This window comes from Lysinibacillus sp. NPDC096418, from assembly GCF_044762775.1.
GTDB lineage: Bacteria > Bacillota > Bacilli > Bacillales_A > Planococcaceae > Lysinibacillus.
Genome location: NZ_JBIWEY010000022.1, coordinates 26,006 through 38,350, shown reverse-complemented (window position 1 = coordinate 38,350; position 12,345 = coordinate 26,006). Strand labels below are relative to the sequence as shown.

The following is a 12,345-nucleotide window of genomic DNA, read 5'->3' as shown; positions in this document are numbered from 1 at the left end:
TAAATGAAAAATTTATTTTTTATAAAAAATGTTTAATTTTAAGGAGTTCTTTCTTATTTTAAAGGTAATTTTTTATTGGTGAAAATCATATACCCCTTAAATTATATGTATTGACAATAGATAAAAACGGATATATGATTCGTATATGAACATATAATCATATATTGAATGTTTGTTGAATTTAATTAAGAAATAGATGGAGGGATTATTATGTCTGGTCATCATGATCATAATCATGCACATGGTACAAATAAGAAAATATTACTGATTTCTTTTATCATTATTACTAGTTATATGCTTGTAGAAGCGGTAGGGGGGTATTTAACGAACAGTTTAGCACTCCTTTCTGATGCAGGTCATATGCTAAGTGATGCAGTTTCACTCGGAATCGCATTACTTGCCTTTACACTTGGCGAGAAGGTAGCTAATTATAGTAAAACCTATGGCTATAAACGTTTTGAGGTTTTAGCAGCAGTCTTTAATGGTGTGACGCTTATACTCATCGCTCTTTTCATTTTTTATGAAGCAATTGAGCGTTTTGCGAACCCACCAGAAGTTGCGACTACAGGAATGTTGGTCATTAGTTGTATTGGGTTAGCGGTGAATATTCTAGTTGCTTGGATTATGATGCGAGGCGGAGACACAGAAGAAAATTTAAACATGCGTGGGGCATACCTACACGTTATTAGTGATATGTTAGGCTCTGTTGGTGCGATTATTGCAGCCTTACTAATTATGTTCTTTGGGTGGGGTTGGGCAGATCCATTGGCAAGTGTTATTGTAGCTGGACTAGTTTTACGTAGCGGTTACTATGTAACAAGAGCAGCGCTACACGTATTGATGGAGGGTACACCCCAAAATGTTAATGTCGAAGATGTTGTGAAAACGATTGAACAGACAAAGGAAATCAAAGGTCTGCATGATTTACATATTTGGTCAATCACAAGTGGTTTAAATGCGCTTTCCTGCCATGTTGTTGTTGATGACCAAATGAGAATTGCAGAGTGTGAAAAATTACTTCGAAAAATTGAACATGATTTATTACATCAAAATATTCAGCATGTTACGATTCAACTTGAAACAAGGGCACATCAACATGATAATTCGATTTTATGTACTGCTAAAGCAGAAGCTCCAGATGCACATGCACACCATCATCACTAAGTGGGTAATTAAATAACTAATATTATCTATTAACACCTTCGATTGCTTTAATCGGAGGTGTTCTTGTATTAGTAAAAGCGTAAAGTCTGTTATTATTTTATCTACCGTATTTGTGTATAATAATGATAATAGCTAGTTAGGGGGCTTTATTTTGGAAAAAAATATCGAAGAATTGAATCATTCGACAGAAGAATCTATCACGTGTCGAAAAAGTCATCATCCAGAACGCGTGAAGAAAAATCTAACTGTTCGTTTAAATCGTATTGAAGGTCAAATACGTGGCATCAAAGGGATGGTAGAGAAAGATGTGTATTGTGATGATATTATTACACAAATTTCGGCTACACAATCTGCATTGAATAGTGTCGCGAAAATCTTACTCGAAGGTCACTTAAAAGGCTGTGTGGTTGATCGTTTAGCTGAAGGTGACGAAGAAGTATTAGATGAATTACTTGTAACCGTTCAAAAGTTAATGAAGAAATGATGTATATGAGTATGTGCCGTCTAGCCATTTAATAAGTAATATAAAAATCATTCATACAACTAATATAGGTGGAGAAAACAATAAAGTTTTATCCACTTGTGTTATTTCATTGTCTTTATTAAAAGGTAGTTAACTTTGACTATCTATGGTAAAGTTTCTATATTAATTATTATATGAACATATTCTCATGTTGAGGGGTTGTTAATAACTGGAGGCGTTGTATATAATGGAAGAAGAAGTACAAACTAATACACATGAATTAGATGAAGAAACATTATTTGTTGTATCGCAGACATTCAAAGCGTTAGGTGATCCAACACGTATTCGCATATTAAATTTACTGTGCTGCGAAGAACATTCAGTAAATGAAATTACAGAAGCGCTTAATTTGGGACAATCTACAGTATCTCATCAGTTGCGTTTTTTAAAAAATTTACGATTAGTAAAATTTCGACGTGAAGGGACAACCTTGTATTATTCAAGTGATGATAACCATGTAATGAATTTGTTACATCAAGCAATTGACCATGCAAAACATTGACAATAGACATGTCGAAAGTCAGTTATATCAAGGCTAAAATGATCTGCTAAAAAAACTTTGTAAAATAAGTTTTTTTACTTTACATACCCTGGGTAGGTATAGTATTATAAAGGTGAGGTAGGGAGGCGAATAATTGAAAAGTACCTTAGAAGTTGTTACTTGTCATGCAGAAGAAGCATCTTGTCGAAAAAGTCATCATTCTGAAAAAGTCAAAAAAGATTTATCCAATCGTTTAAACCGTATCGAAGGCCAAATTCGAGGCATTAAAGGTATGATTGAAAAAGATGTATATTGTGATGATATTATCACACAATTATCTGCTACTCAGTCGGCTTTAAATAGTGTAGCGAAGATTTTACTTGAAGGGCACTTAAAGGGATGCGTAGTCGATCGTTTATCGGAAGGTGACGTAGAAGTGTTAGACGAGTTGCTCGTGACAATTCAGAAGTTGATGAAAAAATAAGGAAGTTTCTTGTAGAGTACAGAGGTATTTATAGATTCTATATACCCCGTTACTGTATAAATATATCTATAATAAAAAATTAAAGGAGAGAGAATAATATGCAAAATGTAACATTAAATGTAGAAGGAATGTCTTGTGGACATTGTGTTAAATCAGTTGAAGGTAGCGTTGGTGCATTAGCAGGCGTTGACCAAGTAAAAGTAAACTTAGAACAAGGTTTAGTAGAAGTTGCTTTTGATGAAGCGCAAGTTACTCTAAATCAAATTAAAGAAACAATTGATGATCAAGGTTACGATATTAAATAATAGGAGTGCTCTCGTAGCACTCTCCTATTTTCAAAAATATATACCCCTGAGTGGTATAAAGAGGTGGGAAGTAACATGAGTTCAGAACTAAAAGAAGCAAACCTGCAAATTACGGGAATGACATGTGCGGCATGTGCAACGCGTATTGAAAAGGGCTTAAATAAAATGGACGGTGTCGAAACTGCGAATGTCAATTTAGCACTCGAAAAATCGTCTATCAAATACGATCCATCAAAATTGAGCGAAGCTGATTTTGAGAAAAAGATCGAAGCACTCGGTTATGGTGTCGTGAAACAAAAAGCAGAGTTCAATATTACAGGGATGACGTGTGCAGCATGTGCGGCGCGTATTGAAAAAGGTTTAACCAAAATGGATGGTGTTGCCATAGCGAACGTGAACTTGGCTCTCGAAAAAGCAACGATTGAATTTAACCCTTCAGAAGTAGCCATTGCAGAGATCATTGCGAAGGTTGAAAAATTAGGCTTTGGCGCACATCAACAACAAGATGACAAAGAAACCGTTGACCATCGTGAGCAAGCTATTAAAAAACAACAAAATAAGTTTATCTTATCAGCAATTCTTGCATTACCATTATTGTGGACGATGGTAGGGCATTTTTCGTTCACATCGTTCTTATACGTACCAGAACTATTAATGAATCCTTGGGTGCAGATGGTTTTAGCAACACCAGTGCAATTTATTATTGGGAAGCAATTCTACGTAGGTGCCTATAAAGCCCTTCGAAATGGTAGTGCTAATATGGACGTTTTAGTAGTGATGGGAACATCTGCAGCATACTTTTACAGTGTCTATCAAGCCATCATAACGGTAGGGACACATCACGGACCGCATCTGTATTTTGAAACAAGTGCGGTATTAATTACACTAATTTTACTAGGGAAATTATTTGAAGCAAAAGCAAAAGGCCGTTCATCAGAAGCGATAAAAAAATTAATGGGTCTTCAAGCGAAAACAGCAATTGTTGTACGTGATGGCGTAGAAAAAGAAATTCCATTAGAAGAAGTAGCTATTGGTGACACGATATTAGTAAAACCCGGTGAAAAAATTCCAGTAGACGGTGAAGTATTAGAAGGTACAACTGCTGTTGATGAATCGATGTTAACAGGTGAAAGTTTACCGGTTGATAAAGTATCTGGTGACGTTTTATATGGTTCAACGATCAATAAAAACGGCTTTATCAAAATGACAGCAACGAAAGTAGGGCGCGATACAGCGTTAGCACAAATTATTAAAGTAGTTGAAGATGCACAAGGTTCTAAAGCGCCGATCCAGCGTTTAGCGGATCAAATCTCAGGTGTTTTTGTGCCGATTGTTGTCGGAATCGCCGTGATTACTTTCTTGATCTGGATATTATGGGTTACTCCAGGTGACTTTACAAAAGCTTTAGAAGTGTTTATTGCTGTATTAGTTATTGCTTGTCCATGTGCACTTGGTCTTGCTACGCCAACATCAATAATGGCAGGTTCTGGTCGTGCCGCTGAATTTGGAATTCTTTTCAAAGGTGGCGAGCACTTAGAACAAACACGAAGTATCGATACAGTTGTCGTTGATAAAACAGGTACTGTGACACATGGTAAACCAGTATTAACAGATGTTGTTGTAGAAAATGTAGAAGAAGAAAAGTTCTTATCACTGATTGGTGCAGCGGAGAAACAATCGGAACACCCATTAGCAGAAGCTATTGTGGCAGGCATTGTAGATCGTGGTATTGAACTTGGCGATATTCAATTCTTTGAAGCAATACCAGGGTATGGCGTGCAGGCAACAGTTTCAGGTCAAGGAGTTGTCATTGGTACACGTAAGTTAATGGCACAATATAACATTGATATTACACAGGTCTTACCGACCATGGAAGAATTAGAACGTAACGGGAAAACAGCGATGCTTGCGGCAATAAATGGCCAATATGCAGGGTTAGTGGCTGTTGCTGATACGATTAAAGAAACTTCAAAAGAAGCTATTCGTCGTCTAAAAGACATGGGGATTACAGTTATTATGATGACAGGTGATAACGAACGTACAGCACAATCGATTGGAAAAGAAGTAGGCGTAAATGCTGTAATTGCAGAAGTATTACCAGAAGGTAAAGCAGAAGAAGTGAAAAAACTACAAGCTCAAGATAAAAAAGTAGCGATGGTTGGTGATGGTATTAATGATGCACCTGCACTAGCGACAGCCAATATTGGTATGGCAATTGGTACAGGTACAGATGTAGCGATGGAGGCTGCAGACATTACGTTAATTCGTGGCGACCTTAACAGCATTGCTGATGCGATTTTAATGAGCCGTAAAACAATGCGCAACATTAAACAAAACCTATTCTGGGCATTTGCTTATAATGTAATGGGGATTCCCATTGCAGCTGCAGGATTTTTAGCACCTTGGGTAGCAGGTGCTGCAATGGCATTCAGTTCCGTGAGTGTTGTGTTAAATGCCCTTCGCTTACAACGTGTGAAACTAAAATAACTATTATACAGAATTATCGAAGTAAAGCTGTGTCAAAGTATTATCTTTTGACACAGCTTTTTTTTGAGATAAGAATGCTATTTTCTTGTATATAACAATATATAATTATATCCTTATATAAGAGTTCTTTTATATAAGGAGAGGATTTTAATGAAACTTGAAGATGATATTCGTACGAGTGTACGTGAAAGCTATGCGAAAGTAGCCTTGAAATTAAACAGCACACAAGATTGCTGTACACCTGCACCTAGTTGCAGTGTTCCAAGTGGAAATCAAAATATCTCCATCGATGAGATATCGCAAAAAATGGGCTATACCAAGGAAGAACTATCTTCTATTCCAGACGGGGCAAATATGGGACTTAGCTGTGGTAATCCTCAAGTAATAGCAGATTTGAAACCTGGTGAAGTGGTTATTGATTTAGGTTCAGGTGGGGGTTTCGATTGTTTCTTAGCAGCTCCAAAAGTAGGAAAAAAAGGGTGTGTAATCGGGATAGATATGACGCCAGAAATGATATCAAAAGCGCGTCGTAATGCAGAAAAACCAGGATTTGAGCAAGTGGAGTTTCGTTTAGGTGAGATTGAGCATATGCCTGTTGCAGACTATACAGCAGATATTATTATTTCAAACTGTGTGATTAATCTTTCTCCAAACAAAGCTCAAGTTTTTGACGAAGCTTATCGTATTTTAAAGGTAGGTGGTCGTTTAGCAATTTCAGATGTCGTCTTAACTGCAGTACTACCAGAGAGCTATATATCGGATATGAATTTATATTCTGGCTGTATTTCTGGTGCTGTTTCGATTAAGGAATACGAAGAATTGTTAAAAGATGCTGGTTTTAAAAATATCTCGATTGAGCCAAAGGATGAATCAAAAGAGTTTATCCGAGAATGGGAACCAAACTATGATATCGAAAACTACATTGTATCAGCAATTATTCAAGCCGTTAAATAGAAAGGTGAAACAGTATGACCGTAAATCATGTTATTGTTTTAACGAAAGAATATTTCATTTATTACCTGAAATAGATTCTGAATAAGTTCACATTAGCTGAAGCTAATGTGAACTTTAAATTAAATTGTATGTAATCAACTTTATTATCGCTTTACAAAACGCTCAGTTTTTTATAAAATCTGAGCGTTTTTTTATACTTACCAAATAGCTTAGAACCTAGGAATGAATTCAATGGCTATAGTTGAGGCAGTTCCCCACAATCAACACTTAGAAACCTTTTTAGAAAAATCCCATATTCCTTTTGTCTGCTTCATAGGATTCCTATGATTTTAAAAATATCGAATTAAATCATTTCACTTGATTTTGTTAAATCAACTTCCTATTGCACTTAGAAAAAAATAAAATAGCACATTAAGCCGTAGAAAACTGAAGTCGAATAAGCCGATCAACTAACGTGTTTGGGTGACCTACAGATACTGAGGTTTTCGAAAGTTATAGTTGCTAAAATCGAAACAATAATAGGGAGTTGAGGATAACTTTACACTTTTTTACCAACATCAATTGACAATGATAATCATTCTCGTTATAATTCGTTTGAGATCTGTTCGGAATAGTTTGATATGTATAAATGCTTTTTTGCATAGATTATATATTTACTAGAGTAAAAGGTAGGGAGGATAACAAGTCTTAGGATGAACATATATCTCAAATGAATTTTATCAATAATGATAGATTGTGGTGATAGTGAAAGGAATGTAAATATGAATAAAAGAAAGCAGCTATTAATCGGACTTACATTGGGAAGGCGTCAATCTAAAGGTCCTGTGGATGACCGGCAAATAGCGTTGGAAGAAGAGTATGCAAGCAGTATTCAAGAACAAATTGAAATTGCTCAACAAGCAGAACATGCAAAGTTAGATTTTTTATTTAAGGCGGATTACATAGTGGCTCACCCTGCTTTTATGAAAAAAAGTAAAGGCATTGCAACAGATCCTACTTTATTATTTAGCATTATTAGTCAATATACTGAGAAAATTGGACTTGTCACGACAGCTTCTACGTCATTTGTGCCTCCTTATTTATTAGCAAGACAATTACAGTCGTTGCAATGGTTAAGTGGTGGAAGAGCTGGTTGGAATGTCGTGACTTCTATAGAAGGTTTTGAGAACTTTAACTATGAGGAGCGCCCAACATCGAAAGAACGATATGAAAAAGCTGCCGAGTCCACGCAAGTTGTGAAGCGCTTATGGACGAGTTATCCTCACGAAGAATTCACGGGAGAACCTTCTGAAAGGTCTATAGAAGAATTGAATCATAAAGGTTCACACTTTACCGTAAAAGGTCCCTTAAATGTCATTTCTCACCCGAAAGGAATGCTTCCTATATTTCAAGCAGGTGCTTCTGATGAAGGAAGAGCATTCGCAGCGGCAACTGCAGATGCCATTTTCGCAGCGACACCGGAATTATCTGAAGCCGTTGAATTAAGAGCAGATTTAAGGCGCCGTGCAATAGCGGGGGGGCGTAAAGCTGATGATATACGTCTCTTGCCTGGTTGTTATTTCTTTGTTGGAAAGACAAAGGAAGAGGCCGAAGAGATGCACCGTCAAGCCCATGCCCACATCACGATGAAACAAAAATATCATGCGGCAGAAGAACTACTACATGTTTCTTTAAGTGATTATGCTTTAACGGACATTATTACTGAACAAATTTTACCTGCTCTCGATTCAACAATTCGTAGTCGCACACATAGCGAATTGTTATACCGATATATTGAAAGAAATCATCCAACTGTTGAAGAGATTTTGAATCGACCAGAAGTGATGCACTCTGCCCATTGGGTAGTGGTCGGAACAGCAGAAGATGTGGCAAAAGAGATTATTCGGTGGTACGAAGCGGAAGCGATAGATGGAATAATTGCAGTTCCTGGGGGCTCAGATAGTTCATTAACGTTATTTTTAGAGCAAGTTATACCTCTACTTGCAGAGTATGGTTTGTTTCGTAAAGAGTACACAGGTTCAACATTGCGAGAACATTTAAAAATGGATAAGTGATCCAAAGGAGAAGATATAACATGAAAAAACGACTGAGTTTATTACTATTTGCATTAATGGCTATTTTAGTTCTTGTTGCATGTACGGATACAACGAAAGAAAAAGAAACGCCACAAGAAGAAGAGAAGGAGACTAATGTTGAAAAAGAAAGTCAAACTGAGAATGGAATGAAAGAAATTACGTACTTAGGCGAAACATACCAAGTGCCAGAAAAAGTAGAGCGTATCGTAATTGCTGGTACGATGGAAGCGATGGAAGATGCGACAGTTTTACAAGTAGAGCCAGTAGGAGCTATCACTCTTGCAGGAGAGTTTCCAGAAATGTTTAAAGTAGCAATGGGGAAAGCAGAGTCTATTGGTGAGAAACAACAACCAAACTTTGAAAAAATCTTAGAATTACAACCAGATGTTATTTTAGGAACAACTAAATTCCCGGAAGAAGTAGTTAAAAAATTAGAAGAAATCACAACTACGATTTTAGTGTCTCACATTTCATCAAATTGGCAAGATAATCTGATGCTAATGGCACAATTAGGAGATAAAGAAGACGAAGCAAAAGCTCTTTTAGCTCAATACGACAAAGATCTACAATCTGCTAAGACGACTTTAGCGAAAGAATTTGAAGCAGACACAGTAATGACACTTCGCATTCGTGGTGGTCAAATGTTTGTCTATCCTAAAGATGTATTCTTCAACCCTTCTTTATACGATGAGCTTGGACTAGAAGTTCCAGAAGTAATCCAAAAAGCAAAAGCACAAGAAGCGATTTCGATTGAACAATTAGCACAAGTCAATCCAGATTATCTCTTCATCCAAGTGCAACAAACTGGAAACCAAGAAAACGAACAGGCTTATGAAGAGTTGAAAAAGAATCCAATTATTCAAAATATCGCTGCTTTCAAAAATGATCATGTCCACATAAATATTGTAGATTCATTATTAGAAGGAGGTACAATCTTTAGTAAAATTGAATTTTTAAAAGCGTTAGAACAAAATGTTTTAAAGAAATAGAGGGTAGCTAAATGAACATGATTCGACAGAATAAGATTTTGATAGCTCTCTTCTTAATTAGTTTATTTGTTATTACAATTGCGTGTTCGACGATGTATGGTGCTACCAGTTATTCTTTTTCTACGATATGGAAAGCATTTGTTCATTTTGATCCGACAAATATGGAACACTTAATCATTCGATCATCAAGGATTCCAAGAGTGCTAGGTGCATTATTAGTAGGCGCTTTCATTGCGATATCAGGGGCACTTATGCAAGGGATGACAAGGAACTACCTAGCTTCACCTGACATTATGGGAGTAACGGATGGCTCGGTCTTTATCATTACAATATCTATGATATTTTTACCGAATCTTCAACCTCTCACTCTTATTTTCTTTTCTTTTATCGGCTCAATTTTAGGAGTAGCGTTCGTTTTTGGTATCGCTAAAATCACTCCAGGTGGACTGACTCCTATATCGCTCGTGATTATCGGAACAATTTTAGGGATGTTTTTAAACGGTGTTTCTCAAGCTTTAGCTACTTATTTTCAAGTCTCTCAAAACATTAGCTTTTGGTATAATACGAGACTTCATCAAATTGACCCTGTCATGATTAAGTGGGCTGTGCCTTTAGCGATAATCGGACTTGTTATTGCGCTGTACGTTGCAAAGTCCGTTACTGCGATTTCATTAGGAGATGAGGTTGCACAAGGTCTAGGTATTAACATAGTAGTGATGAAAGTTTTGACATTAGTGAGTGTTGCATTATTGACAGGTATATCTGTAGCTTTAGTAGGTAAAGTTACATTTATCGGGTTAGTGATTCCGCATATTACTCGGTTTTTGATTGGAGAAGATTATAAAAGGATTATTCCATACGCTGGCCTGTTCGGTGCACTATTTTTTGCATGGGCAGATGTATTAAGCCGCGCGATTAATCCACCTTTCGAAACACCAGTAGGCGTCATAACAGCACTTGTAGGTGTCCCTTATTTCCTTTATCTCATTCGAATAAAGGGAGGGAAACAGCATGCCTAACCGGAAACAAAATACTCGTTTTATTATAGTTGGTAGTATCGGAATCGCTTTTACATTACTGATTTTTTATTTCAGTTTAACAAGTGGGACGTACCCTTTGACAACATCTGAAACATTTCGAACGTTGTTTGGTATAGATCATATCTCTAATCATGAACTTGTTATTTTTGAATTTAGGATGCCTAGAATTGTAATTGGCGCATTAGTCGGTTTAGCACTCGGGATAGTTGGAGCCATTTTACAAGGTATAACTAAAAATGATTTAGCTGATCCAGGGATTTTGGGTATCCAGTCTGCTGTAGGGCTCGCAGTAGTACTTTATATGTTCATCGCGCAAGGTAATATTAATGGAATGTCGAGTTTCGGTATTGTCGGGATGTCTGTATGGGGTTGGATAGGTGGAATGGTGGCAGCGTCGTTACTCTTTGTGCTTTCAAGATATCGGGGTGAGCTTGATCCAAAACGTTTAATCTTAGTAGGGATTGCGTTGAATGCTGGCTTTGGTGCTCTTACTCTTTTTATTTCATTGAAGATGAATCCTCATGACTTCGAGATGGCGACAGTATGGTTATCGGGAAGTATTTATAGCGCATCATGGCAACAAATAATTTCTATGTTGCCTTGGATAATCTTTATCATTCCAGTATTAATTTGGAAAGCACCCATTCTCAATATATTACAACTCCATGAAGTTGCGATTATCGGTTTAGGAGTCCGAGCAAACCGTGAACGTATGATTTTATTAGTAGGCTCGGTTGGTTTAATTAGTGCAAGTGTTATCGTTTCAGGAAGTATATCATTTGTCGGATTACTTGCTCCACATATTACGAGAAGATTAGTTGGTATACATCATCAACACATTATTCCGATTAGTGGAATTGTCGGTGTAATCCTTGTTTTAACAGGGGATTGGATTGGAAAGACGATCTTCGCACCCGCAGAATTACCAGTTGGGATTGTCATTTCTATTATTGGCGTGCCGTATTTCATATATTTATTAATCCGAAAAAGTCGCAAAGTGACATGATTAAGAATAGAGGTAAGTTATGAGTTATACACATGTAGTAAAAACAATGCGTCACCCTTTATCGCAGACTGCATACCGAATTACAATAGCAATTCCTAAAAAGCAAGCACCGAGAGAAGGATACCCAGTCTTGTACGTTTTGGATGGAAACGCTTATGGTGGACTCTTTGAAAATATTATGACAATGCAGTCACGTCGCACTGAAAAAACAGGCGTGCATTTGTCGGTAATAGTATCGATTGGATATGAACAAGAAGAAGCCTTTCCTTCTCTACGAGTATATGACTTCACACCGCAAAGTGAAGTAGTCAATTTACCGGAACATCCTTCCGGAAAGCCTTGGCCTACATTTGGAGGTGCAGAGCGCTTTTTAGAAATATTAAAAGAAGTGAAAGAAATCGTCCGACATATGCTAAATGTGAATGATGAACAGCAACTTATTTTTGGACATTCTTTAGGAGGTTTATTTCTCGTTAATACGCTCGTTCGAGAACCTCAATTATTCTCACAATATTATATCTGTAGTCCATCACTCTGGTGGAATCAAGAGCAAGTATTACAAGAAGCTTTGCATATCTCAAATTTAGATTGTGCGATTTTCATGGCAACAGAGCAAGAGTCAAAACATCAGATGTATGAAAATGCATGTTCCTTGTATCGTCACTTAGAATCATTACCCTTACAATCAATGCAATTTTATACATCACCAGATGAAAATCATTTGTCTATTGTTCCAACGACAATAAGTCAAGCATTACGATTTTTAATGAGTGCAAAGTCTTTCTCACCAGAACAACAGCAGATAAAAGATTAACTTGAGAAGATGAGGTGAAAGAT

General features: G+C 36.8%; 12 protein-coding genes. All 12 read left to right on the top strand.

Annotated elements, in window-relative coordinates:
* Window positions 1-210: 210 nt before the first annotated feature.
* Window positions 211-1,164 (top strand): cation diffusion facilitator family transporter, encoded by a 954-nt coding sequence (locus ACIQZG_RS15705; RefSeq protein WP_402756426.1) that lies wholly within the window; start codon window positions 211-213, stop codon window positions 1,162-1,164.
* 151 nt (window positions 1,165-1,315) lie between these two features.
* Window positions 1,316-1,648, top strand: a complete 333-nt coding sequence (locus ACIQZG_RS15700) for a metal-sensitive transcriptional regulator (RefSeq protein WP_402756425.1) — start codon at window positions 1,316-1,318, stop codon at window positions 1,646-1,648.
* Window positions 1,649-1,874: 226 nt separating this feature from the next.
* Window positions 1,875-2,189, top strand: coding sequence for an ArsR/SmtB family transcription factor (locus ACIQZG_RS15695; protein WP_402756424.1), 315 nt, complete (start codon window positions 1,875-1,877; stop codon window positions 2,187-2,189).
* 133 nt (window positions 2,190-2,322) lie between these two features.
* On the top strand, window positions 2,323-2,652 hold the full coding sequence (locus ACIQZG_RS15690; protein WP_402756423.1) for a metal-sensing transcriptional repressor: 330 nt from the start codon (window positions 2,323-2,325) through the stop codon (window positions 2,650-2,652).
* 98 nt (window positions 2,653-2,750) lie between these two features.
* Window positions 2,751-2,957, top strand: coding sequence for a copper chaperone CopZ (gene copZ / locus ACIQZG_RS15685; protein WP_402756422.1), 207 nt, complete (start codon window positions 2,751-2,753; stop codon window positions 2,955-2,957).
* Window positions 2,958-3,032: 75 nt separating this feature from the next.
* On the top strand, window positions 3,033-5,444 hold the full coding sequence (locus ACIQZG_RS15680) for a heavy metal translocating P-type ATPase (protein ID WP_402756421.1): 2,412 nt from the start codon (window positions 3,033-3,035) through the stop codon (window positions 5,442-5,444).
* Window positions 5,445-5,594: 150 nt separating this feature from the next.
* Window positions 5,595-6,398 (top strand): arsenite methyltransferase, encoded by an 804-nt coding sequence (locus ACIQZG_RS15675; RefSeq protein ID WP_402756420.1) that lies wholly within the window; start codon window positions 5,595-5,597, stop codon window positions 6,396-6,398.
* A 761-nt stretch (window positions 6,399-7,159) separates the two neighbouring features.
* On the top strand, window positions 7,160-8,452 hold the full coding sequence (locus tag ACIQZG_RS15670) for an NtaA/DmoA family FMN-dependent monooxygenase (RefSeq protein ID WP_402756419.1): 1,293 nt from the start codon (window positions 7,160-7,162) through the stop codon (window positions 8,450-8,452).
* 20 nt (window positions 8,453-8,472) lie between these two features.
* Complete coding sequence (locus ACIQZG_RS15665) at window positions 8,473-9,462, top strand: ABC transporter substrate-binding protein (protein WP_402756418.1); 990 nt, start codon at window positions 8,473-8,475, stop codon at window positions 9,460-9,462.
* A 17-nt stretch (window positions 9,463-9,479) separates the two neighbouring features.
* Complete coding sequence (locus ACIQZG_RS15660; RefSeq protein ID WP_402756465.1) at window positions 9,480-10,481, top strand: FecCD family ABC transporter permease; 1,002 nt, start codon at window positions 9,480-9,482, stop codon at window positions 10,479-10,481.
* Window positions 10,474-11,508, top strand: a complete 1,035-nt coding sequence (locus ACIQZG_RS15655) for a FecCD family ABC transporter permease (protein WP_402756417.1) — start codon at window positions 10,474-10,476, stop codon at window positions 11,506-11,508. Before ACIQZG_RS15660 ends, ACIQZG_RS15655 begins: the two co-directional genes overlap by 8 nt.
* A 19-nt stretch (window positions 11,509-11,527) precedes the next feature.
* The gene (locus ACIQZG_RS15650) at window positions 11,528-12,322 is read left to right on the top strand and encodes an alpha/beta hydrolase (protein ID WP_402756416.1); all 795 of its coding nucleotides are present in this window, start codon (window positions 11,528-11,530) and stop codon (window positions 12,320-12,322) included.
* Window positions 12,323-12,345: the final 23 nt, after the last annotated feature.

What these genes read in the sequence shown, in the direction of transcription:
- ACIQZG_RS15655 (WP_402756417.1), top strand. Translation starts at nt 10,474, where the DNA reads ATGCCTAACCGGAAACAAAATACTCGTTTTATTATAGTTGGTAGTATC.
- ACIQZG_RS15675 (WP_402756420.1), top strand. Translation starts at nt 5,595, where the DNA reads ATGAAACTTGAAGATGATATTCGTACGAGTGTACGTGAAAGCTATGCG.
- ACIQZG_RS15695 (WP_402756424.1), top strand. Translation starts at nt 1,875, where the DNA reads ATGGAAGAAGAAGTACAAACTAATACACATGAATTAGATGAAGAAACA.
- ACIQZG_RS15650 (WP_402756416.1), top strand. Translation starts at nt 11,528, where the DNA reads ATGAGTTATACACATGTAGTAAAAACAATGCGTCACCCTTTATCGCAG.
- ACIQZG_RS15665 (WP_402756418.1), top strand. Translation starts at nt 8,473, where the DNA reads ATGAAAAAACGACTGAGTTTATTACTATTTGCATTAATGGCTATTTTA.
- copZ (WP_402756422.1), top strand. Translation starts at nt 2,751, where the DNA reads ATGCAAAATGTAACATTAAATGTAGAAGGAATGTCTTGTGGACATTGT.
- ACIQZG_RS15705 (WP_402756426.1), top strand. Translation starts at nt 211, where the DNA reads ATGTCTGGTCATCATGATCATAATCATGCACATGGTACAAATAAGAAA.
- ACIQZG_RS15660 (WP_402756465.1), top strand. Translation starts at nt 9,480, where the DNA reads ATGATTCGACAGAATAAGATTTTGATAGCTCTCTTCTTAATTAGTTTA.
- ACIQZG_RS15680 (WP_402756421.1), top strand. Translation starts at nt 3,033, where the DNA reads ATGAGTTCAGAACTAAAAGAAGCAAACCTGCAAATTACGGGAATGACA.
- ACIQZG_RS15670 (WP_402756419.1), top strand. Translation starts at nt 7,160, where the DNA reads ATGAATAAAAGAAAGCAGCTATTAATCGGACTTACATTGGGAAGGCGT.